Annotated in this window: 25 protein-coding genes; 13 read left to right on the plus strand and 12 right to left on the minus strand. The window is 35.6% G+C overall.

Annotated features, from left to right (window positions below):
• Positions 1–91 precede the first annotated feature (91 nt).
• Both pheT and LC814_RS01355 read left to right on the plus strand, forming a co-directional pair.
• Positions 92–2491: a phenylalanine--tRNA ligase subunit beta gene (pheT, locus tag LC814_RS01350; RefSeq protein WP_226064556.1), complete on the plus strand. Its 2400-nt coding sequence runs from the start codon at positions 92–94 to the stop codon at positions 2489–2491.
• 121 nt (positions 2492–2612) lie between these two features.
• Positions 2613–3053 (plus strand): META domain-containing protein, encoded by a 441-nt coding sequence (locus tag LC814_RS01355; protein WP_226064557.1) that lies wholly within the window; start codon positions 2613–2615, stop codon positions 3051–3053.
• A 60-nt stretch (positions 3054–3113) separates the two neighbouring features.
• Here the strand turns inward: LC814_RS01355 and LC814_RS01360 are convergent, their stop codons facing one another.
• From LC814_RS01360 to LC814_RS01380, 5 genes are all read right to left on the minus strand, one after another.
• A complete protein-coding gene (locus LC814_RS01360) occupies positions 3114–3359 on the minus strand; it encodes a DUF8828 family protein (RefSeq protein WP_034716155.1) in 246 nt (81 codons plus the stop codon).
• A 170-nt stretch (positions 3360–3529) separates the two neighbouring features.
• Positions 3530–4423, minus strand: coding sequence for a 3-hydroxybutyryl-CoA dehydrogenase (locus LC814_RS01365; protein ID WP_226064558.1), 894 nt, complete (start codon positions 4421–4423; stop codon positions 3530–3532).
• Between the two features lie 11 nt (positions 4424–4434).
• Positions 4435–5253, minus strand: a complete 819-nt coding sequence (locus tag LC814_RS12510; RefSeq protein ID WP_311135715.1) for a M23 family metallopeptidase — start codon at positions 5251–5253, stop codon at positions 4435–4437.
• Complete coding sequence (gene bla / locus LC814_RS01375) at positions 5250–6143, minus strand: class A beta-lactamase, subclass A2 (RefSeq protein WP_226064559.1); 894 nt, start codon at positions 6141–6143, stop codon at positions 5250–5252. Before bla ends, LC814_RS12510 begins: the two co-directional genes overlap by 4 nt.
• 14 nt (positions 6144–6157) lie before the next feature.
• Positions 6158–7126 (minus strand): Gfo/Idh/MocA family protein, encoded by a 969-nt coding sequence (locus LC814_RS01380; RefSeq protein WP_226064560.1) that lies wholly within the window; start codon positions 7124–7126, stop codon positions 6158–6160.
• 158 nt (positions 7127–7284) lie between these two features.
• Between LC814_RS01380 and LC814_RS01385 the strand changes: the two genes are divergently transcribed.
• From LC814_RS01385 to LC814_RS01410, 6 genes are all read left to right on the plus strand, one after another.
• The gene (locus tag LC814_RS01385; RefSeq protein ID WP_226065849.1) at positions 7285–7935 is read left to right on the plus strand and encodes a protein-L-isoaspartate(D-aspartate) O-methyltransferase; all 651 of its coding nucleotides are present in this window, start codon (positions 7285–7287) and stop codon (positions 7933–7935) included.
• 335 nt (positions 7936–8270) lie between these two features.
• Complete coding sequence (locus LC814_RS01390; RefSeq protein WP_226064561.1) at positions 8271–11531, plus strand: cytochrome c biogenesis protein CcsA; 3261 nt, start codon at positions 8271–8273, stop codon at positions 11529–11531.
• A gap of 111 nt (positions 11532–11642) precedes the next feature.
• Positions 11643–12560: a ribonuclease Z gene (locus tag LC814_RS01395; protein ID WP_226064562.1), complete on the plus strand. Its 918-nt coding sequence runs from the start codon at positions 11643–11645 to the stop codon at positions 12558–12560.
• 131 nt (positions 12561–12691) lie between these two features.
• The gene (locus tag LC814_RS01400) at positions 12692–12835 is read left to right on the plus strand and encodes a hypothetical protein (protein ID WP_226064563.1); all 144 of its coding nucleotides are present in this window, start codon (positions 12692–12694) and stop codon (positions 12833–12835) included.
• 20 nt (positions 12836–12855) lie between these two features.
• Positions 12856–13620: a TIGR02757 family protein gene (locus LC814_RS01405; protein WP_226064564.1), complete on the plus strand. Its 765-nt coding sequence runs from the start codon at positions 12856–12858 to the stop codon at positions 13618–13620.
• 15 nt (positions 13621–13635) lie between these two features.
• Positions 13636–14163: a DUF1003 domain-containing protein gene (locus LC814_RS01410; RefSeq protein WP_226064565.1), complete on the plus strand. Its 528-nt coding sequence runs from the start codon at positions 13636–13638 to the stop codon at positions 14161–14163.
• Positions 14164–14217: 54 nt separating this feature from the next.
• Here LC814_RS01410 and rsmA read toward each other — a convergent pair whose 3' ends face one another.
• Positions 14218–14988 (minus strand): 16S rRNA (adenine(1518)-N(6)/adenine(1519)-N(6))-dimethyltransferase RsmA, encoded by a 771-nt coding sequence (gene rsmA, locus LC814_RS01415; RefSeq protein WP_226064566.1) that lies wholly within the window; start codon positions 14986–14988, stop codon positions 14218–14220.
• A gap of 151 nt (positions 14989–15139) precedes the next feature.
• Between rsmA and LC814_RS01420 the strand changes: the two genes are divergently transcribed.
• The 5 genes from LC814_RS01420 (at position 15140) to rluF (ending at position 18816) form a co-directional block, all read left to right on the plus strand.
• Positions 15140–16039, plus strand: coding sequence for a cell division protein FtsX (locus tag LC814_RS01420; RefSeq protein ID WP_226064567.1), 900 nt, complete (start codon positions 15140–15142; stop codon positions 16037–16039).
• A 1-nt stretch (position 16040) separates the two neighbouring features.
• Positions 16041–16337: a DUF3098 domain-containing protein gene (locus LC814_RS01425; protein WP_226064568.1), complete on the plus strand. Its 297-nt coding sequence runs from the start codon at positions 16041–16043 to the stop codon at positions 16335–16337.
• Between the two features lie 72 nt (positions 16338–16409).
• Positions 16410–17222 (plus strand): undecaprenyl-diphosphate phosphatase, encoded by an 813-nt coding sequence (locus tag LC814_RS01430; protein ID WP_226064569.1) that lies wholly within the window; start codon positions 16410–16412, stop codon positions 17220–17222.
• Positions 17223–17329: 107 nt separating this feature from the next.
• Entirely contained in the window at positions 17330–18034 is a 705-nt protein-coding gene (gene truB / locus LC814_RS01435) for a tRNA pseudouridine(55) synthase TruB (RefSeq protein ID WP_226064570.1), read from the plus strand.
• A gap of 53 nt (positions 18035–18087) precedes the next feature.
• Complete coding sequence (gene rluF, locus LC814_RS01440) at positions 18088–18816, plus strand: 23S rRNA pseudouridine(2604) synthase RluF (protein WP_226064571.1); 729 nt, start codon at positions 18088–18090, stop codon at positions 18814–18816.
• Here rluF and LC814_RS01445 read toward each other — a convergent pair.
• From LC814_RS01445 to LC814_RS01470, 6 genes are all read right to left on the minus strand, one after another.
• Positions 18813–19256, minus strand: a complete 444-nt coding sequence (locus LC814_RS01445; RefSeq protein WP_226064572.1) for a phosphohydrolase — start codon at positions 19254–19256, stop codon at positions 18813–18815. The two genes, rluF and LC814_RS01445, sit on opposite strands and share 4 nt — an antisense overlap.
• A gap of 83 nt (positions 19257–19339) precedes the next feature.
• Entirely contained in the window at positions 19340–19675 is a 336-nt protein-coding gene (locus LC814_RS01450) for a YegP family protein (RefSeq protein WP_226064573.1), read from the minus strand.
• A 158-nt stretch (positions 19676–19833) separates the two neighbouring features.
• The gene (locus LC814_RS01455) at positions 19834–20385 is read right to left on the minus strand and encodes a DUF1003 domain-containing protein (RefSeq protein ID WP_226064574.1); all 552 of its coding nucleotides are present in this window, start codon (positions 20383–20385) and stop codon (positions 19834–19836) included.
• 37 nt (positions 20386–20422) lie between these two features.
• Entirely contained in the window at positions 20423–20725 is a 303-nt protein-coding gene (locus LC814_RS01460; RefSeq protein WP_226064575.1) for a hypothetical protein, read from the minus strand.
• 11 nt (positions 20726–20736) lie between these two features.
• A complete protein-coding gene (locus LC814_RS01465; protein WP_226064576.1) occupies positions 20737–21408 on the minus strand; it encodes an AcvB/VirJ family lysyl-phosphatidylglycerol hydrolase in 672 nt (223 codons plus the stop codon).
• A complete protein-coding gene (locus LC814_RS01470) occupies positions 21405–23993 on the minus strand; it encodes a phosphatidylglycerol lysyltransferase domain-containing protein (RefSeq protein WP_226064577.1) in 2589 nt (862 codons plus the stop codon). Before LC814_RS01470 ends, LC814_RS01465 begins: the two co-directional genes overlap by 4 nt.
• Between the last annotated feature and the right edge of the window lie 163 nt (positions 23994–24156).

Here is a 24156-nt window from a genome sequence, read left to right on the forward strand (position 1 = left end):
TTTAACCTTCAGAATCACGATATTTGCACCTTTCATATTTCAACCATATTATTTGAAATCTGAATATTAATCTCTACAATCTACAACAGAAATGAAAATCTCTAATAACTGGCTGAAAGAATATATAAAGACGGATATTAAAACCGAAAAAATTGGCGAATTTCTCACCGATATCGGTTTAGAAGTCGAAGGAATTGAGCTGGTTGAATCTGTAAAAGGCAGTCTGGAAGGTATTGTAGTTGGTAAAGTGTTAAGCTGTGAAAAGCATCCGAATGCGGACAAACTAAAAGTTACAACAGTTGATGTTGGGTCTGCAAAACCGTTACATATTGTATGCGGTGCGCCCAATGTGGAAGCCGGCCAAATTGTGCCCGTCGCGACGGTTGGAACTACGATTTATAAAGAGGGAAATGCACTCGTGATGAAAGAAGCCAAAATCCGTGGCGAAATTTCTCAGGGAATGATCTGTGCTGAAGATGAGTTGGGACTTAGTGAGGACCATGGTGGGATAATGATTTTAGACGAAAATAAGCATGAAGTTGGAAAAAATTTCGCTGATTATTTTGAATTGAATAACGATCAGGTTTACGAAATCGGACTTACTCCGAACCGAACCGACGCCATGTCACATTATGGAGTTGCAAGAGATTTAAATGCCTACCTGACGACGCACCAAATGCCGGTTGAATTTCAAAAAGTTTCTGAAAAACCATTGACTATAGAAGGCAGTCATCACTTTCAAATTGAGATTGAAGATACAGAATTGTGTCCAAAATATTTAGGTGCAATCATCGAAAATGTAAAAGTGGAGACTTCACCAGAGTGGCTGAAGACACGCATGAAAGCCATTGGATTAAGCCCGATTAATAATATCGTAGACATCACGAATTATATTTTACATTCTTACGGCCAGCCTTTGCACGCTTTCGACGCTGAAAAAATTTCTGGAAATAAAGTAAAAGTAGGTGTAAATGCTGCCGGAACAAAATTTACCACTTTAGATGGAATAGAACGTACACTGAATGGTACTGAAATCATGATTAAAGATGGCGACGATAAGCCGATGTGTATCGCTGGTGTTTTTGGCGGAGCAACTTCGGGCGTTGCGGAAGCTACAAAAACGATTTTCCTGGAAAGTGCTTATTTTAATCCGGTCGGCGTGAGGAAAGGAGCAAAACTTCATGCTTTAAATACCGATGCTTCTTTTCGTTTTGAACGTGGTGTTGATCCTAAAATGACCAGAATTGCGCTGACGCATGCCGTAAAAATGATTGAAGAAATAGCGGGCGGAAAAATGGTAGGTGAACTTTTAGAACATTATCCGACGAAGATTGAAGATCACTATATTATTTTAAGGTTTTCTAAAGTGGAGCAAATTCTGGGAACAAAAATTCATAAAGAAAAAATTAAGGAAATTTTAAAATCGCTAGAAATCGTTGTTTTAAACGAAATTCAAAATGGTTTAGAAATCTCTGTGCCAGCATATCGCGCTGATGTTACGCGAGAAATTGATGTGATCGAGGAAATTCTTCGTATTTATGGCTACAATAAAATAGAATCTCCTCAAAAACTTTCATTTACACCTGTGAAATTAAGTTTTGACGATCAAGATGCATTAGAAAATTCCTGGGCGAGAACCTTGCAGAGTAATGGTTTTTATGAAGCCATGAATAATTCGTTGACTTCCGTAAAAGAGGAAACCAACGCGGTTAAAATCCTGAATCCTTTAAGTGGAGATTTACAATTTATGCGTAAATCTTTATTGGAAGGTCTTTTGGAAAATGCCGATTACAACATCAAACGTAAAAACCCGAACATCAAGTTTTTTGAACTGGGTAAAATTTACTTTAAAAAAGAAAAATACGAAGAACGCAAGCAGCTAGCAATTTTAGTTTCCGGACGCGATGAAGAAGAAAACTGGCTCCAACCCAAATCATCTACGGATTTCTATCATTTAAAATCTTATGTAAAAGTACTCTTGGATTCTCTTCCAGTTTCTTTGGAGGAAAAAGAATTGGAAGATGTTCGATTCTCAGATGCCGTAGAATTTGTAGCAGACGGTAAAACAGTTGCGAGATTGGGTAAAGTTTCTCCAGAACTTTTGAAAGATGCCGACATAGAACAGGATTGTTTCTACGCTGAAATCGAGTTGGAATTAAGTCAGCAGCTTCGAGCCAAAACTGATTTGAAATTTAAAGAGATTCCTAAATTCAACAAAACGCGAAAAGACTTGGCGTTATTGGTTGATAAACATGTTTCGTACGCTGATCTCTACAAAGCAGCCCGTAAAAACCCTTCGAAATATCTGAAGAATATCAATCTTTTTGATGTTTATGAAGGCAAGAATTTACCAGAAGGAAAAAAATCGTATGCCATGAGTTTTGATTTGCTCAACGAAGAAAAAACACTGGAAGAAAAAGATATTTCTGAAGTGATGAATTCTTTAATTAAAACATTTAAGAAAGAGTTTTCCGCGGAATTAAGATCCTAAGAATATTTCGATATAAATTTTAAAGCATCTCTAACAAGATGCTTTTTTTGTTGAGATTAAAAGTCAGGAGTTTCGGTCAGCTCGATATTATTACTTAAATTTGAATCACAAAATTTAAAGAATGAAAGCATTTCAAAATTTCTCCGCAATCCAGGTTGTTCGAAATATTTCTTTGGCTATAGTTGTTTCTGCAACGATCGCGTCGTGTTCTACCGTTGCAACCTCAAAATCTAAAGTGGGAACTACGCAGGCAAATATTACCAATACCAAATGGACTTTGGCTGATAATGTGAAAGGTAAGAAACCAACTTTGGTGGTTGAGTCCGGAAAAATAACAGGAAACGGCGGCTGTAATAATTATTTTGCTGATTTGATGTTGGATCCTACAGTTGGCAACTTTTCTACAAATAATATTGGTGCTACAAAAATGGCTTGCGAAAATATGAGTGAAGAAACCAATTTCTTCAGCATGTTATCTGCGACAACTAAATATGTAGTTACGGGAAATACGCTGGAATTGTATAAAGATAATCTGTTGCTTTTGAAATTTACCAAATTGTAATTTTTAAAGAAATATCATAAAAAAAAAGGAACTCAATTTTGAGTTCCTTTTTTGTCTTATTTATTCTTCGTCTTCGTCTTCCTCATCATATTTAGCGAGTTCTTCGTCGCACCATTTGAAAGCGGCTTCTACAACCTTAGTAGCTTCGTCAGCTACAGTTTCTTCGTCGTCACCTTCCAGGTCGTCGAACCATTCAACTTCTTCTTCTTCAACATTCAAAACAAATCTTGGGTACTCTGTGTGCACCACAAATAAATCTTCAGGAAAATCTGAATTGTCTGCTAATAAAAACTTTGGTAATTTCATTTTTCTTATGTTTAAAACTGGTTCAAAGGTAAACAATTTTATTGAAATTGATTCTTCTGAATTTCTTATTATTACTAAAATTACAGCGAGCGAGGTCAGAATTTAATTTCTATTATTAAATTTAAATAATGCTGAAAATCGACGTCATTACTTCTAAAATCCAACTTTTTTTATTTCACAAACCTTTTAGAAACCTTCTCCGCTTTTCTACTTTCTGAATAATCATAAAAACCTTCCCCAGATTTCACGCCTAATTTTCCAGCTGTAACCATATTCACTAACAACGGATTTGGGGCGTATTTAGGATTTTTGAAACCATCGTGCATAACATTTAAAATGGCTAAACAAACATCTAAACCAATGAAATCTGCCAATTGCAAAGGTCCCATGGGATGAGCCATGCCCAATTTCATTACCGTGTCTATTTCTTCAACTCCAGCCACGCCATTGTATAAAGTTTCAATTGCTTCGTTGATCATCGGCATTAAAATTCTGTTTGCCACAAAACCTGGATAATCATTCACTTCTGTCGGAACTTTACCTAAAGTTTTACTCATTTCATAAATCTCATCGAAAGTTTCTTTGGAAGTAGAGTAGCCTTTGATGATTTCCACCAATTTCATAATAGGAACCGGATTCATAAAATGCATACCAATAACCTTTTCCGGACGATTCGTAACCGAAGCAATTTTAGTAATAGAAATAGATGAAGTATTGGTTGCCAGAATGCAATTTTCTGGCGCCAACTCATCCATCTGTTTAAATATTTTTAACTTAAAATCTAGATTTTCGGTGGCAGCTTCTACGATTAAATCAGCTTTTGGTGCACAATCTCCTAATTTGGTGAAAGTTGAAATATTATTTAATGTTCCTTCTTTCTGATCCGCAGTCATATTTCCTTTCGCGATAATTCGGTCAAGATTTTTTGTAATCGTTGCAATCCCTTTATCCAATGCGTCCTGCGAAACATCAACTAAACTAACCTTAAACCCTTTTTGGGCGAAAGTATGTGCGATCCCATTTCCCATGGTTCCTGCGCCAATTACTACAATGTTTTTATTCATTTTTAAATTCTTTAATAATTTTTAGTATAACTTTTTTTTTCTTCCAAAAATGTTGCGTCACTTTCAGAAGTTTTAAATTTTGTTTTTATAAATGTTCTCTTACCGTCAATCCTATTGATGAACACTGCAAAATGCAAATGAGGACCGCTTGCAAATCCGGTGCTTCCACTGTAGCCGATAAGTTGATTTTTTGTTACTATATCACCCTTTTTCACGACTGCACCTTGGTATTTCAAATGAGAATAGTCGGCAAAAGTTCCGTCGCTGTGCATAATGAGAATTCTGTTGTTGTATTTTGCGCAAGAAATATCTGGACAATTCCGAGTGTTATGATCAATCATTTCTACTACAATTCCTTCGCGGGCAGCCGTAATCTCACTTCCCATTTTTAAATCAAAATCTAATGCAAATTCATTCTTGTGCGAGAACTTTCCATCGTATCCCTGAAAAATCATTTGTGTTTTACCCTTCTCAAAAGGTAACGAGTAGATGTAATCATTATCGAAATCTTCTTGCAAGTCATTTCCGAAATTAACAGTCACTGCGTACGAAAAACTGTTAGCTGAATTTGAGTTAATTTCACACAGTTTTGCAATGAGTAGTTTCGTTTGTTTTGCCGGAATTACAATAATCTGATTATCTATAAGACTTGAAGTAAAATTTTTGAGTGTAAAGTTGAATTTCGCCGACATTGGCATTTCTTCATTATTGTCTGCATAAATAAAAAGTTGTCGATTAACAATTTCATTATAAAATTGAAGATCCCATTTTTTTTGCGAAAATAGTAAGGTCTGAATCAAGAGAAATATCAGTAAAACTATTCTTTTCATTCCATCTGTTTTTTGCTAAAATAATCAAAAACAGTTTTAGAAATATCAGCGATAATCTTCGTGTTCGTTTCTTCACTTTCCATGGAATCGGAAATTAAAACGCTGATCGCATAATGCGTTCCATCTGGTAAAATAACAATTCCGATATCATTTTCGGCGGCGGTTAAACCGTTATCATTTTTTCCTGACGATCCGGTCCTGTGCGCTACAGGAATGTATTTTGGCAGTTGTGAAACTAATTTATTAGCGCCAGTCGTAGTTTCCAACATGGTCTGCATTAGGAAATCGGTAGAGGCTTTTGACAGCAATTTTCCGTGATATAATTTTTGAAGAGCATCATTTAGAGAATTGGTGGAACTCTTATTCAAATATAAATTCTCCCAACCTTCATGCATTTTCGCTTCATCGGCTTCAATATGAAAGTTTTTAATTCCTTTTAAATTGATATAATTTTGAACGGTTTCTGTTCCGCCTATTAAATTTATTAAAACATCTGTAATGTTATTATCACTTTTCGAAACCATATATTGTAGAAGTTCTCTTAAGGTTTTCGCTACATTTCCGTCCGGAAATTCATTCCTAAAAGGACTGTACGTATTTTCTAAAAGTTCGGCTTTTTTTATGAAAATATTTTGATCTAAACTCAACTTTCCCTGATCAAATAGATCCAAGACTGCCAAGGCAATATGGAATTTAAAAACACTCAACATTGGAAGTTTCTTATTTCCGTTGATGTTAATGGATTGGTTGTTTTCTAAATTTAAAACTGAAACCGCAACCGTGGCATTTTTATGTTTAATAATTTGTTTGATTTCTTTTTTTAGTTCAGAATTTTGTGCAAAACTAAAAATTGAAATAGCGATAAAAAGTAGCGTGGTAATTTTAGACATTTTGCAGAGGTTCTTTAATTTTTGGATATCAATCTTACAATTTCCAAAGCCACTTTCAAGGCTTCCGTTCCGTCTTCCAAAGAAACTTCTACATTTTTATTTTCTGTAATGGCATCTGCAAAACTTTCAAGCTCATCCAAAATCGCATTGTTGGGCTGAATGTTTGGATATTCAAATATAATTTGATTCTTTTCGCCTTCTGCATTTTCAATAATCATATCATACGCTGATGGTGACTCCGGCGCAGGTTTCATGCGAATAACTTCAGATTTTTTTTCCAGAAAATCAACTGAAATATAGGCGTCTTGCTGGAAAAATCGTGATTTTCGCATGGCTTTCATAGAAATTCTAGAAGTGGTAAGATTTGCCACGCAACCGTTTTCGAATTCTATTCTGGCATTACAGATATCGGGAGATTTCGAAACCACAGAAACGCCACTTGCGTGAATCGCTTTCACTTTTGATTTTACGATGGATAGTAAAATATCCAGATCGTGAATCATTAAATCTAAAACTACAGAAACATCAGTTCCGCGCGGATTAAATTCTGCGAGTCGGTGAATCTCGATAAACATTGGGTTTTTTATAAAATCTTTAGAACCTATAAATGCCGGATTGTATCTTTCTACATGTCCAACTTGCGCGCTAATACCATATTCCCGACACTTGTAAAGGATTTCTTCTGCTTGTTTTAATGTCTGGGTTACCGGTTTTTCAATGAAAAATGGAATTCTTTTTTCAATAGCTTTCATCGCGTAAGCGTAATGATATAAAGTAGGCGTAACAATATCAAGCATCTCGATCTGTCCCAGTAAGTCGTCAAAATTTTCAAAAAAAGAATATCCCAATTCCTTTTCCAGCTTCTTCCCATTTTCTGAATCAGCATCGTGAAAACCGATCAATTCGTATTTTTCGGACTGTTGCAATAACTTTAAATGAATTTTTCCCAAATGACCTGCGCCAACTAACCCTGCTTTTAGCATAAAAAATTAATTTTTGTAAAGATATTAAAATAGACGAAAAGTCAGGAAATTAAGAGACACGAGATTAAGAGACAGTAGAAAATTATGGAAACATAGAAAATTTTAAAATCTCTAATCTCAAGTCTTTGAATCTCGAGTCTATTCCCTATTTTTGTGACATGCAGGATTCTTACGTTCATAAAGGAAAACGAAAAATTTTAGTCGATTATCTTCGTCATAAAATTGGGATTCAGGACGAAAAAGTTTTAGCGGCCCTCAATCAGGTTCCAAGACACCTCTTTCTGGAAAGTGTTTTCGAGGATTACGCCTACGAAGATCGCGCTTTTCCCATTTTAGCGCATCAAACCATTTCGCATCCTTCAACTGTAGCGGAGCAAACTGCACTTCTGGAATTAAAAGACAAGGACAAAGTTTTGGAAATCGGTACAGGATGTGGCTATCAAACTGCTGTTTTAGTTGCTCTAAATGTATTGGTGTTTACGATTGAGCGCCAGAAAGATCTGCATGAATTTTCTCAGAAAAAGCTTCGAGAACTTCATCTTCGGCCGAAATTTCAGAGTTTTGGAGATGGATTTTTAGGATTACCCACTTTTGCACCTTTCGATAAAATCTTGGTAACTTGTGGCGCAGAAGTTTTGCCCACAGAACTTCTTCACCAATTAAAAGTGGGCGGAAAAATGGTTATTCCTTTGGGTAAGACGGACGAACAGATTTTAATGCGATTTACGAAAAAATCTGAGCGGGAATTTGAAAGAGAAGAATTTGGCTCCTATAAATTTGTGCCCATGTTAAATAATACCAATCATTGATTACCTAAAGAAAGTAGGAGTTCAGCTAAGAAATAATAAAATTTTTATTCATCTTTCTAGAGGTAAATTCAATTTAAATTGAAACATAAAAAATCATAAATCAATAATCTTGTTTCAAAATTCTTTGTGATTACAGCTATCTATATGTTTATCAAACTCTTTTAGCATTATTTTCCCAATATTTATCATCTTATTTTAACTTAAAAAAGACGGGGCAAATTCGTGTTTTCAAATTATACGTTGTATTTTTGCAAGCGTTCGAATTTATTCTAAATTAAAATAAGCTGACGTAAGGAATTATCTTTTTCAGCTAAAAACAAAATTTTTAGGTTCTCATGAAAAAACTTCAAGATATTCTTATTTCCACCAGAACCATGGCGGTTCTCCTTTTAGTTTATGCTTTCTCTATGGCTCGCGCCACTTTCCTCGAAAATGATTACGGAACTCCAACTGCTAAGGCTTTAATTTATGAAGCGAAATGGTTTGAAGTCTTAATGATATTGTTGATCCTGAATTTTATTGCGAATATATCGCGATATCGTCTTTGGCGTAAAGAAAAATGGCCAGTATTGGTTTTTCACCTTTCATTTGTTTTAATATTTCTGGGTGGAGCTGTAACGCGGTATATTAGTTTTGAAGGAATTATGCATATCCGCGAAGGGGAAACTACAAATGAAATTGTTACGGATAAAAACTTTTTTAAGATTCAAATAGAAGAAAAAGGTGATGTCTTAAATTATCAGGATATTCCGTACCTGATGTCGCCTTTGCATAAAAACTTCAGTGCGAATTATGAATATCACGGAAAACAAATTTCTGTAAAAGCGCTCGATTATATTCAAAGAAAAAAAGACAGTTTAATTGTTGATCCTGCCGGAACAGAATACCTACATCTGGTTTCTACAGGACAATCGGGTCGCGAAAATATTTACATTAAACCTGGTGATTCTAAACTTGTGAACGGAACTTTGGTTTCCTTTAACAGAGCAATTGACGGCGCCGTAGAATTTAATAATACGAACGGAACAATGCTCATTAAAACTCCCGTAGAATCTGAGTATATGACCATGGCGACCCAGGCAAAAGGGTTGACCAAAAAAGATGAGTATGAACCTTTGGTTTTAAGAAGCCTTTACACCATAAATGATTTAAAATTAGTGGTGCCAGAAGGTTTAATGAAAGGAAAACTTATTGCTTACGAAGGAGATCGTAAAAAAGATAAAGATGTTTCTGATAATTTAAGTGTTGAATTGCAGGGACCAAAATCAAAATTAATCGTTGATCTTCCTGTAGAAAAAGGTAATCCTAACGCTTTTAAACAGGTGACTTTAGATGGCATGAATGTTATTTTGGGCTTCGGACCCAAAGTGTATACCACGCCGTTCTCCTTAAAATTAGAAAAATTTGTGATGGAAACTTATCCTGGAAGTTCTTCGCCAAGTGCGTACGAAAGTCACGTTCAGATTATAGATAAAGGCAAGCAAACTCCTTATAAAATATATATGAATCACGTACTGAACCACGGTGGTTACCGGTTTTTCCAGGCGAGTTTTGATCCCGATCGTAAAGGAACAGTTCTTTCTGTAAATCATGATTTCTGGGGAACATTGATTACCTATATTGGATACTTTTTCTTATTTACCGGCATGTTTGTGATCTTCTTCTGGAAAGGAACACACTTCTGGAAACTTAATGCCATGCTGAAAAATGTGAGCAAAAGAAAAGCGGCAACATTGCTTCTAATTCTTATGACCTTAAATTACAATGCTCAGTATATTGAAACCCACGGTAATACGGATGGTTCGAAAGAGCAGGTTCATTCCGCGGATGACGGTCATGATCATGGCGCAGCAGATTTATTGACCGCTGAACCAACGCCTAAGAAAGAACAAAATTCTTTAGCATTAAGATCTCCTACGCCGATAACGGCCGATGAAATCATCTCGAAAAATAAAATCGATAAAGACCACGCAGATAAATTTGCTTATCTACTTGTACAAAATTACGACGGACGAATTGTCCCGATGAATACGCAGGCATTAGATGTTTTAAGAAAATTATACAAAAAAGATGCATTCCGTGGCACTGATGGGAAAAAGCTTTCAGCGAATCAGTGGTTTTTGTCCATTAATACTGATACTGCAAGTTGGACTATGGTTCCATTGATTAGCGTAGGAGCTAAAGGTGGTGAAGAATTGAAGAAAAAAACAAAGGCCAATGACGATGGTTACACAGCCTTAATGTCTCTTTTCCCCGCTGATGAAACCGGTGCTTTGCACTACGTTTTAGAAGAAGATTATCAGGAAGCTTTCAGAAAAAAACCTGCTGAACAGACAAATTATGATAAAGAGGTAATTAAAGTTAATGATCGTGTTCAGGCATTCAACGAGTTTTTCAGTGGCCAGTTCATGAGAATTGTACCGGTGAAAAATGATCCAAACAATACTTGGCATTCCTGGTTAGATCAGAATTTTGAACCAGACATGGAATCTCAGAAGGTTATGGGACCCTATTTCTCCGAAGTTTTAGCCGCCCAAAAATCTGGCGACTGGTCAAAAGCTGATGCTGAACTTGCAAAATTAGAACAGTATCAAAAGACCTGGGGTAAGAACGTAGTTCCTACAGAGGCGAAGATAAAATTGGAAGTTTTCATGAACAAAGCAAATGTGAACTTTTATTTATTGATGTTTTACAGCGTAATCGGTGGTTTACTTCTGTTATTAGGATTCGTGGAATTGTTTAAACCAAACAAGACCTTGAACAAAATCATCAAAGCTTTAATTCTTATTGGAGTAGTCGGTTATATTATTCAATTCTTAGGATTGGTGGCGAGATGGTTTATTTCTGGCCACGCTCCCTGGAGTAACGGTTACGAAGCGATTATCTTTATTTCATGGATTGGTATTTCTGCAGGATTAATGTTGTACAGGAATTCAAATGCGCTTATTCCTGCTGCAGGATTTATGGTGGCGGTAATCATGATGGGATTTGCACATGGTGGATCTGCACTTGATCCACAAATTACACCTTTGGTTCCCGTGCTGAAGTCTTATTGGTTAATTGTACACGTTGCAATTATTACCGCGAGTTATGGCTTCTTCGGACTGTCCATGGTGATTGCGATGATTGTATTATTCTTCTACATATTTTCGGATAAAAGAATTTTCAAGATTCATCACGATACAACCATTAAAGAATTAACGATTGTATCTGAAATGTCCCTCACATTGGGCTTATATTTCCTGACCATCGGTACTTTCCTCGGGGGAATTTGGGCAAATGAATCATGGGGTCGTTATTGGAGCTGGGATCCAAAAGAAACGTGGGCATTTATCTCGGTGATGGTGTATGCTTTCGTCTTGCATATGCGTTTAGTTCCAGGACTTCGTGGCAGATGGGCGTTTCACGTCGCGGCTTTATTCGCCATAAGCACAATTGTAATGACCTATTTTGGAGTGAATTATTATCTTACCGGTTTACATTCCTATGCAGCTGGTGATCCTATTCCAGTTCCTGCTTGGGTCTACATCGGCACAGCTTTTATGTTTGCTTTAGCAATAGCGTCTTATATTAGATTTAGAAAATTGAAAAACTAAAAATAGAAATCCCGAAGTAAACTTTCGGGATTTTTCTTTTCTCCTAAAAACGAGATTTAAACTCATTAATATTCCCTAATTTTGCAAAAATAAAAATTCACTCACTATATTTTGAGCACTTTTCTTACCATACTGGGTTTTAATTCAGCCATTCCAACCATTAATTCTGCGCCTACTGCGCAGTTTCTGGAAATGGACGAGCGCAGTTTTCTTATTGATTGCGGTGAGGGAACTCAAGTCCAGTTGAGAAAAGCGAAAGCACGGTTTTCGAAAATTAACCATATTTTTATTTCGCACCTTCACGGTGACCACTGTTTTGGATTACCTGGTTTAATCGCCTCATTTCGACTTTTAGGAAGAGAAACACCGCTTCATGTGTACGGCCCACAAGGCATAAAAGATATGCTAGAAACCATCTTTCGGTTGAGCGAAACGCATAGAAGTTTTGAAGTCGTGTATCATGAACTTCAAAGTAAAGAATCCGAGAAAATTTACGAGGATCATAAACTGGAAGTTTTCACAATTCCTTTAAATCACCGCATTTATTGCAATGGTTATCTTTTCCGGGAAAAGCCGAAAGAGCGCCATTTAAATATGGAAGAAGTTTCTAAATATGCGGAGATAGAAACGTGTGATTATCAAAATTTGAAAAACGGAAAAGATTTTATTTTAAGCGATGGCTACGTTTTGAAGAATGAAGTATTGACGACAGATCCATCAAAATCTGTTTCCTATGCATTTTGTAGTGATACGCGATATTCTGAAACCATTCTGCCTTTAATTAAGGAAGTTGATGTTTTGTATCATGAATCTACCTTCCTACACGAATTGAAGGAAATGGCAGATTATACAGGTCATACTACAGCGCTGGAAGCAGCACGAATCGCGAGAAAAGCCAATGTTGGAAAGTTAATTCTGGGTCATTTCTCCAACCGTTACGGCGACTTATCGGTTTTCACAGATGAAGCCAGAGAAGTTTTTCCCAACAGTTTTCTACCAACTGCGTTAATTCCTGTGAAGATTGGTTAGAATATAGAAATTTTTAATTAGGATAGAATAATTCCCAGTCATAACTATTGATATTGTCACGGAAAAGCACTTCAATTTTACAAAAGCTAAAATTCAACTTTTTTGTCAATTTAGAAAAATCAAAAAGATTAATGAAAAATTTACTACTTGTCTTACTTTTAATTATTGCGATTGCCATGATAGTTCTTGGGATTAAGGGAAAAATTCTTCCTCCAACGCTTACAGGAATTGGATTTATAATTATAGGGGTTTTATTTTATCAAAAAAAGATCTAAAAAAATTATTATATTTAAAAATGACGCTTTCCGAACTTAAAGATTTCCTTGATGAGAAGGCAGATTTCTACAATAATATAGAATTTATAGAGAACGATCCCATTTCAATTCCTCATCGGTTTTCTTTAAAGCAGGATATTGAAATTGCAGGATTTCTTACTGCTACAATTTCGTGGGGAAACCGAAAGTCTATTATCAACGATGCTGAAAAAATGATGAATTTCATGGGAAATTCACCGTTTGATTTTATTCAAAATATACAGGAAAGTGACTTGAAAAATTTAGAAAAAATAAGTATACATCGTACTTTTAATGGAGAAGATTTTCGAGAATTTATTTTAAATTTGAAAAGAGTTTATTTGGAAAACGAAAGTTTAGAGAATCACTTTTTAATAAAACATAAAGAGGAAAATTTCTACCATTCATTTCATCGATTTCGGGAAAATTTTATTGGAGAAAATATTCATAGAAGTAAAAAACACGTGAGTTCAACGTATAGAAATTCATCTGCAAAAAGACTGATGATGTTTCTTCGCTGGATGGTTCGGCAGGATCGAAAAGGCGTGGATTTTGGGATTTGGAAGAATATTGATCAGAAATATTTATCTGTTCCGCTGGATGTGCATACGGGAAATATTTCGCGGAAACTAAATCTTATTCAGCGCAAACAGAACGACTGGAAGACAGTTGAGGAAATGGATCTCATCTTACGGAAATTTAATTCTAAAGACCCTGCGAAATATGACTTTGCACTTTTTGGTTTGGGAGTTACAAAGGAATTTTAAAAAAAATGTAAAAAAATGACGAAGAGAGAAGAAGAAACTAAAGAGAAAATAGATTTTCTGGTGCGCGTGACCGATGGCGTAATGTGGTGGATTGGCTCTATACCGTCGCTTATTGTGCATTCGCTCCTTTTTATTACCGCCTTTTCTCTGCCATTTTTTGGCCTGGTTGATTTTGATAAGATGCTTCTTGTTCTTACGACCGTTTTGTCTTTAGAAGCGATTTATCTGGCTATTTTCATTCAGATGTCGGTGAATAGAAGTCAGGAACATATTGAGGATTTGAAAGAAGATGTGAACGAAATTCAAGAAGACATCGAAGATATTCAGGAAGATATTGAAGAAATTAGTGAAGATATCGATGATATTCAGGAAGACATTGAAGATATTGCGGAAGATGAAGAAGACGAAGATCACAACGAGCGCGCGAGAAATGTAATGTTGAAAAGCAATGTTGCCACCAATAAAACACAGATTACTTCTTTAAAAGGAAAAATTTCTGAGCTCGAACATTTGTTGGAAGAATTGAAAAAAGAAGATAAATAGAAATTCAGAAAATAGCAAACAAAAACCATTTCAAAGCTGAAATGGTTTTTTATTTTATAAATAGGATTTCCAAAGTTTTGTAAAACCAATAAAATCAGCGACCGATAATTCCTCGGCGCGCTTGCTCATAAATTCGTGTGTTTGTAATTTTTCTGGAATATTTAAAACTTTCAAAGAATTAGAAAGTTTTTTACGTCTTTGTCCAAAACCTGCCTTTACGATTTGTTTAAATAAAACTTCATTTCCGGTTAAACCTTCTTTTGGATTTCTGGTCAGCCGAATAACACCTGATTTAACTTTCGGTGGTGGATTAAAAACGTTTTCGTGTACGGTGAAAAGATATTTTACATCGTAAAGTGCCTGCACCAATACAGACAAAATTCCATAATCCTTTGTGCGGGGAACTGCGGCTGTTCTTTCGGCAACTTCTTTTTGAAACATACCGACCATCTCCGGAATATTCTGGTAATAATCTATAATTTTAAATAATATCTGAGACGAAATATTATAAGGGAAATTTCCGATAATTGAGATCTCATCTGCGAATGTTTCTGCAATATTAAGTTTCAGAAAATCTCCTACAAAATGCTCCTCATCAAGTGTTGCATAATTTGTTTTCAAATACTGAATAGACTCTGTATCGATTTCCGCGAGAAATAGTTCAGTGTCTTTTTCTAAAATATATTTGGTGAGTACGCCCATTCCGGGACCGATTTCTAATACTTTTCCTCCTGGATTATAAGTCAGGCCATCGACAATATTTTTGGCAATATTTTCATCAGTCAGAAAATGCTGACCTAAATGTTTCTTCGCTCTTACGCTCATGCAAGATTATTTTTGTAAATTAAAAACACGCGGAAATCCCTATTTTAAAGGTTTCACCGATTTGCTTTTAAGTTTTTTTTAACACCGATTTTCCGCGTTTCTCCGCAAATTACGGAAGTTTTTTTCTATTTTAGCAGAAATTTTTTATTTAATGGCTAAGACAGTTGAGGATTTTAACAAAAGAAGACTTCGGTCCAGTAATATAACGGTAGTAATCAGTATTGCGCTGGTATTATTTTTATTGGGATTGATGGGACTTATTCTAATTAACGCTCAGAAATATTCTGATTATATCAAAGAGCAGTTGGTGGTGAATGCTTACTTCGACGAAAACTATGAAGTAAAAGATTCCGTAAAAATTGCCAAACTTGAACAGGAAACTTTTAATAAAATACAGACCTTAGCGCCCGTAAAAAGAGCCACCTATATTTCCCGCGAAATGGCAGCTGAAGAGGCTCGAAAAAGCATGGGAATTGAAAGCAGCGCACTTTTTGAAGAAAATATTTTCCCGTCCTCCGTAGAAATTGCATTGAAACCTGAATATGTAGATCCCGCAAAGATCGATGAAGCCATCAAACAAATTAAATCTACCAAAGGCATTACCGATGTTAAAAATAACAGTACGCTGATGGTGGAAGTTTACAACAATCTGAATAACATTTTGAAATGGATTTTAGGATTTTCTGTTTTGTTTTTAATTCTTGCCGTGGTTTTAATTAATAATTCCATCCGTCTAAAAATATTCTCTAAACGATTTATTATAAAAACAATGCAGCTTGTTGGTGCAAAACGTCGTTTCATTTTAAAACCATTTATTAAAGAAGCAATCATACTTGGAGTAGTCGGAGCTTTACTTGGCCTCGCTGTTTTGTTCGGCGCTTGGTACTATTTTATCACCCAAATCGGAACACCATTTGCGCAAGACAATAATCAACTTATCATTCTGGTCGTAGGTATATTTTTCGGTGGTATTTTAATCACTGTTTTGAGTACTATTTTTGCCACATGGCGTTTCTTACGTACAAATGTAGACGATCTTTATTATTCTTAAAATGAGCAAAAAAGTTAAAAATACTGCGACAAAATCCTACAATTTACCTGTTGAAGAAAAAGGTGGATTTTATTTTGGCAGAGAAAATTACAAATGGATGTTGATTGGTTTGGCTTTAATTTTCCTCGGATTTGTGTTGATGATGGGCGCTGATGCCAATACAGTCGACGGGAAATACGATCCAAATGTTTGGAATGAAGGAATCTTCTCCATCCGTCGCATCAGAATTGCACCGCTTCTTGTGGTGATCGGCTTTGCAGTTGAAGTATATGCTATTCTGAAAAGAAATAAGGCCTAAGTGATCATATAAAAAATTAGACTTGTCAGAACATGAACCTTTGGCAAATTTTTTTTAATCTTAAAAATAAAAATGGATTTAATCAAAGCAATTATTATTGCAATTATTGAAGGTCTTACCGAATTTCTTCCAGTATCTTCCACGGCGCACATGATTTTCACGAGTTCCCTTTTTGGAATTCAAGAAGATGAATTTGTGAAAATGTTTCAGGTTTCCATTCAATTTGGAGCGATTCTCGCCGTTGTATTTCTTTATTGGAAAAAATTCTTCGATTTCAAAAACTTTGATTTTTATCTAAAACTCGCACTTGCCGTGATTCCGGCGCTTGTGTTGGGTAAATTGTTCGATGATAAAATAGAAGCGGTTTTAGGTGATCCTGTTCCCATCGCAATCGTCTTGATTTTGGGCGGAGTGGTTTTACTTTTCGTGGATAAATTTTTTAAAAATCCAGTCATTGATGACGAGAAAGATGTTTCCTACAAAAGCGCATTAATCATTGGTTTTTGGCAATGTTTGGCCATGATGCCTGGAACGAGTAGGAGTGCGGCTTCCATTATTGGAGGAATGCAACAAAAGTTGACTCGAAAAGCGGCCGCAGAATTTTCCTTTTTCTTGGCAGTTCCGACCATGTTGGCGGTTACGGTTTACTCTTTGGTTTTAAAGGATTGGAATCACGCCGGAAACACCCAGAAAGGATACGAATTATTAATGCAAGGCAACAATATGATGCTGTTTTTAGTGGGAAATGTCGTCGCCTTTGTGGTGGCGGTTTTGGCAATTAAATTTTTTATCGGTGTTCTTACGAAATATGGATTTAGACCTTGGGGTTGGTACCGGATAATCGTGGGGATTGTATTATTAATTTATTTCACACAGTTTCAGTAATTTTATTTGGGCAGACATTTCCGCCCTCCGTTCCCTCCCGATTTTACATCGGGATCCACTCAGGTCGGGCTGCAGCGCAGAAATTTTAACCAATTTAGTTTTTAAAAATGACTGATACCGATCTTTTAGAAGGCCAAATAATTCTCCTCGATAAACCTTTGGACTGGACAAGTTTTCAGGCAGTTAACAAGCTTAAATTTAAACTGAAAAGTGAATTTAACCTTCCTAAAAAATTTAAAATCGGACATGCTGGGACTTTAGATCCGCGCGCGACAGGATTATTAATTGTCTGTACCGGAAAATTCACTAAAATAATCCCGGAAATTCAAGATGCGCCGAAAGAATATTTCACTGAAGTAAAAATTGGCGCACAAACAGAATCTTACGACACGGAGAAACCGGAGATTCTCCACCAGGATATTTCGGAAATCAGCGAAGAACAGATTAAGGAAACTTTAGAAAAATTTATCGGAGAAATAGATCAAAAACCGCCTATTTTTTCGGCCATCAAAATTGAGGGAAACCGCGCTTATGATTTAGCCAGAAAAGGAAAAGACGTCGAAATGAAATCCCGCAAAACAACCATTAATTATATCAAGGATGTTGAGATTGAATTGCCGTTTATTAGATTTACAGTGGGTTGCTCCAAAGGTACTTATATAAGAAGCTTAGCGCACGATATCGGTCAGGATTTAGGAGTTGGAGCTTACCTTACGAATCTCAGACGTACGAAAATCGGAGATTATCTTATTGAGAATGCAAGTTCAGATTATCTGGAAAACGACTATCGTTTTCAGAATTTTGCTCATTAACATAATTTTTCCAGCTCTTAATTATTCAACAGGATTTCATTAAAAATATAAAAATGGATTCAGAAAAAACAAGAATTAATAAATACCTTTCGGAAGTTGGTTTTTGCTCCCGCAGAGAAGCCGACCGTTTATTGGAACAAGGCAGAATTACCATCAACGGCGTTGTGCCGGAAATGGGAACCAAAGTTTCTGATGAAGACGAAATCTTTGTCGATGGAAATTCGATTCGGAAAACGGAAGAAAAGCACGTTTATATCGTTTTAAATAAACCGGTTGGAATTGTCTGTACAACCGATACCAAAAGAGAGCGCGATAATATTGTAGAGTTTGTTAATCATCCGAAAAGAATTTTCCCGATCGGCCGATTAGATAAACCGAGCGAAGGTTTGATTATGCTCACATCTGATGGCGATATCGTAAATAAAATCCTGCGCGCAAGAAATAACCACGAAAAAGAGTATATCGTGCGTGTTGACAAGCCGATTACGCCCAAATTCTTAATGCAAATGCGTGGTGGAATTCCGATTTTAGATACCATGACGAACAAATGTGTTGTGGAGCAAATCGATAATTTGTCGTTCCGGATTGTTTTAACGCAAGGTCTTAATCGCCAGATTCGCCGAATGTGTGAATTCTGCGGTTATGAGGTAAAAAAACTGAAACGCATTAGAATCATGAACATCAAACTTGATCTTCCGGTAGGAAAATGGCGAGATATTACGGTCGAGGAAATGCGTGAACTGGAAAAATTACTGAGTGATTCCGATAAAACCGTTGATTAATATTTCTGCTTCAAGTAGAGATATGCGGTTAAATATTTATTGAGCCGTTTCATATCTCTTTCCGTCAGCGTTTGCGTAAATCGCTTCAAATCCATATTATCTTCCAAATCGTTCAATTTCACTCGAACTGCAAGTGGTGATTTTTCCGTCTGTTGTACAAATTCGGTATAATCCTGATCGGGTGGAGATTTTGTTAAGCATTCGATGGCAACAACAATATCATTTGGAAACCCTTCTGCTAAAAGATAATCCAGTGTTATCTCCGGACAATCTTCAATGACGTCATGTAGAACTCCCACAATTTTTTCGTCATAAGTTTTTCCCGAGTTCATCACGCGAATAACGTGTCCGATGTAAGGCGTTCCAAATTTATCAGTTTGCCCTTTATGGGCTTTTTGTGCAATTTTGATTGCTTTATTCAGCAGTTCATCTTTTGTCATTCGAGCATTTTAAGTTTTTAAAAATAGTATCTTTTTGACCTCTACAAAAATAAAAAAATGTTTTTAAAGTATTTTTTTTAATTTCACTCCAATTGTTCTTCCATAATTATCGCGTTGGCAGAATTCATTTTTACCGATTCAATTCCATTTTCCATACCGCTCAGGGATTCGTACAATTCACTCGTCCCAATTACCTGTCCGTTAGTAGCTTTGAGGTTGAAATAGCATTTTCCGTTAGAAGATGTGTGTTTCTCGTAACGGGAATCATCAGCGGCATTTTTCCTTACCGATTCAATTCCGTTGTTGCAGGCAGTTTTTGATTTGTATCCCTCGCTGGAGAGAATAACATGTCCGTTCCCGGCTTTCAAATTAAATTGAAGATCGCCGTTTTTTCTCGTCGAAATAATAAATTTTCCCATGATTGTGTGTTTTGTTCTATAAAATTACGGATAATAGATACAGCAATCAATAATAATTTTTTATGTTAAATGCATAAATATTTATGTAAAGACAAATATGTTTTATCAATCGGGGAATTTTTACAATGTTAATGCTTCTTTTTTAAAGATTTAATAAATTATAGTTTTGTCATTAAGCGCAGTTTTTTATTCACCTCTTCTAAAAGTTCAAGTTGTTTCTGTTGAATATCGCAAAGGTGTTTGTATTGATCAATGATTGATAAATCTACTTTTTCATGCAGATTTCTAATTTCGATTTCAGATTTTAAATTGATCATATAATCGTTGATGGATCTTTTTCGGTCTTTCACTTCTTTTCTGTTTTGGCTCATCATAATGATCGGTGCCTGAATGGCCGCGATACAGGACAAGATCAAATTGAGTAAAATATACGGATAAGGATCAAAACTTTTATTGCGCATGATTTCAGTATTGTAAAAAATCCAGATCATGAGCAATACGCCGAAGATGATAATGAACTTCCAACTGCCACCAAGTTCTGCCACTTTGTCGGACAGTTTTTCCCCATAACTCCGCGCTTCGTCAGTTTCTTGAATTGTAGTGGTGATAAGTGTTTCTTCTGTTATGGCTTTTTCAATAATTCCGTGTATTTTCTGAAGCTGGTCATTTTCACTTTTCAAAAGATCGAGGACATATTTTTTATTTCTCATGATTTCTATTTTGAATGTTTATAAAATATTTATGTTTTTATTGAAGCCAGAATCTTTTTAAGATCACCAAAACAATCAAGCCGATTCCGAGAATGGATAGACCAAAAAGAAGTTCTGCAATAATTTCCCACCGCTTTATCCAAATTTTTGTTCTAGTTTTTATTGATGCAAAGGAGGAGATTACGGAGACGCACAGCAACAGCGCTACAATACTTGCAAACTCATCTAAAAGGGAATTATTCGTGGCTGAACTGATGTGCAGCGATGTAATTACGATCAGACAAAATCTCAGTAAATTTGCTGCCGTCGGAAGAATATGTTGTGAAGTTTTGTTAGACATCTTAATTAATTTCAAAAATATTTGACAACGGCGTCTGCAAGCATCTTTGTATTTCCAGAAAAATGATGGTTTCCCGCCAGATGTAAAAACTTATAGTTTTTCAAAGTAATGTCCTGGCGCGGAAAATATTTATTTTCAAAATCACTGACTACCAATGTGAACGTCACATTTTTAAGACGATTTATTTCACTGGTAACACTGTAGCCGTACTGCAGCGGACCGGTAATATATTCCTGCAGATGAATTTCAAAATCGTTTACTTTTGAGGGTCCAATGATGATTAAATCTTTAATATTTCCCTGAAATTCTAGATCAAATCGATTGTAAATAAAAGGTGCCACATCTGCTCCGTAAGAATAGCCGATGAGGATAATTTTTTTGTTTTTACGGTTTTTGATAATTTTTTTAAGATAATTCTCAGTGTCATTTGCGGCTTGTACAGGTGTTTTTTTATTCCAGAAATATTTTTTGGTATTTAAGGCAAAAACGTCATAATTATATCGATGAAGTTCCATCGCAAAAGTTTTGGAAAAAGTATTAAAACCTGCATCACCACTGATATAAAATATGATAGGTTTATCACTATTTCTGTTCCACTCTGCGACGGGGAAATATTCGCTTTTTTGACAAGAAAGAAGGGTCAGAACAGCGATGATCGTTAGGAATCTGAGGAGCTTTTTCATGTCGGTTTCGTTATTTTATTTAAAGCTGCGGGAATTTGCAGCAAATCGAAATCACTTCCATAAATCAAATATTTATTTTCCCATTGATCGGCATATTTTTCTTTGAATTCTCGTAAAGTTTGATAATGTTTAAAGCTTCCCACGCGGTTATAAACAAATTTCAAAATGTCCTCTGCTGTATTATCTGGTTCTTTTGTTCCGCCCAGTGGAGTTAACCCTAGATTGATGGCATTTAAATTTTTAAGTTTTGCATATTCTACCAGTTTTACAATCATGGCATCCATACTTCCATTTGGCGCATTTACCGTTTTCCGAATTAAATCGTACGTGCATTCACCGGGCGCGTAATCTGGGATTATATTTAAAAAGGCTTCAATTTTTCCCTCGTTATTTTTTACAGTGATTAAATTTTGATTTTTAATTTCAGAACGGTCGAACATTCCTTGGGAAAAAACCATTTCCTGTTTTTCGAATTCCATTAGCCATTCCTCGGAAATACATTGAATTTCGCTTAGAATTTCTTCATTTTGTGGCGCATATAAAATTTCCGTAGAGAATCCTTTTTTTGATAATGAACTTAAACCATTCCGGAGAGATTTTCGTGCTTTTCCTTCTAACTTGAAATTTTCAATATTCAGGATCGCTTCCTGACCAATAAAAAGTTTTTGTTTTTTAAATGGTTTAAAAAGAAATAAACTTTGTTCATCAATTCGATAATAAACAGATTTAAGTCCGTTTTTTTTACAGAAATTTTCAAATTCTGTAATCATCTGTTCTTTGGTGTTTAAGTCGCAAACCGGGTCTTCCAGCACAAATGCAAAATGGTTTGCGATACTGTAAGAAATAAAACCTTCGGTTTTTTCAGAAAAATAGAATTGCTTTTCAGCCGATATTTTGAAGAAATCGAGAGATGAACTGCCATAAAGTTCTACTAAATTTTTAGCTTCCTCAAAATCGTTGAAGGTTTCTTCGGCATTGACCAATCTCTTAACATTAAAAACGGAAAAAATAAACAAGAGCCAAGAAGCGATTCCAATGAAGTAGTTGATAAATTGGAAATCTTTAGCAAATCCCGTTTTTGGCGTTAGACCGCTATCTTGAAAGAGTAGAAAACTGTGAAGCGTATAAAAGAGAGATTCTCGCCAGGTGAAGTCCATCCCAAAATGCCGCTTATCGATAAAATAAAAACTGAGGAAATTGAAAATAATGATCAGGAGTAAAAGGCCTATTAACCAAGAAAATCCAACCCGTAAATATTTTCTGTTCGTTTTTAAAATATATTCCTTGCGACTGATCAGCAGGAGGGAAATAATTAATAAGGCAAAAAGGGCTTCCTCGTAGTCAAGCGCTTTGAAAAGATTTCCAAAAAAAGAAATGACCGCCAGAATTAAAGCAAAATACCACCCACGTTTTAAACCTCGCAAAAGATAGGCAGCACTCACTACTAAAAGAATTCCGGCAATTAAAGTCAGGATTTTAGAGAAATGCATCGCTTCATCAGAAAGGTACATTTTACCTATTTTTAACCGGTTTAAAAGCGGAGGCGTTATAACTGAAATAATATTAATTAACCCTAAAATAAATATGGAAAGTGCGGGTAAAATTCGGGCAATAATTTTTCTCCCATTCCATATGAAAGCCAGAAGTCCCAGTAAAAGGGGAAGCCAAAATTCAAAAACTCTGTAAAGCAACGTAATTCCTAATCCCTGACTGTGAGAAAATCCAAAGTTTGCTAAAATATAAATTAAAGTAAATTCCACGGCGCCTAAACCCCGTAAAAAAGGCGATACCAACATGAGCAAAACAGAAATTGTATATCCAATTGCAGCGGCGGAAAAAGATCCGGGCGTTCCAAAAGCGAACATCGCAATCAACAAATGAAAAATACCGCAAAATTCAATTAGAACTGAAATTAATACGGTTTCGTAAAATGAAATCTTGTTTATTTCCCCGCCAAAAAACTCATCAACACTGTTTATTTGTTTTGGAAATTTCTTTTCGATGAGTTGATAAACCATTCCTTTACTTCGAAGGGAATTCACCATCCAAAAAACTAAACCGATGAAAATACCAATTCCCAGAAGCCATATTCCAGAGTTCCCGAAATTTTTATTGACAAAAGCTGCGTACGCAACAACTGGAATTCCGACAAGGAAAACAGTAAGAATACCAACAAAGCCGTAAATCGCACTGGCTTTATGAATGCTTTTCTGGATGTAATTTTTACGCTGTAATTGTCGCGGCGTAAAAGCCAAAGAACTGATTCCACCCGCCGGCAGAAAAACACTGAGAAAGTTTCTTTTTAGAAATAATTCTAAGGCTTCCGTAATTTTTATTTTCACTCCTACAGCCCGGAAACTGGTGACGTACATAAGCGCTTGTAAAAAAACGTAAAAGATAGTGAGCAAAAGGCCAGCAACAATCCAAAATGTTTTAGCCAGTTTGATCTGGGGAATAATAGAAGACATTTCTTCTCTTTCGCTTCTGAAAAAAACGAAAGCAAGAAAAAGAATTAAAACCGCAAGAAGTTCCTGCCATTTAATTTTTAGAAATATTTTTTTTAAAAAATTAAACTTTTCATCCATTATCCTTATAATTATTTAACAATAAAAAAAGAAATCGTCGGTTCTTATAATCAAAGGTAAACACTTTATAAAACGATTTGTTTTTTATTGGGTTTTTTGATTAAAAATTTTTAAAAAATGATGTAGTTTATGCTGGACTTTTTTTAGAAATCTACCATTTCAG

Origin of the sequence: Kaistella polysaccharea (genome assembly GCF_020410745.1) — a bacterium.
GTDB classification, from domain to species: Bacteria; Bacteroidota; Bacteroidia; order Flavobacteriales; family Weeksellaceae; genus Kaistella; species Kaistella polysaccharea.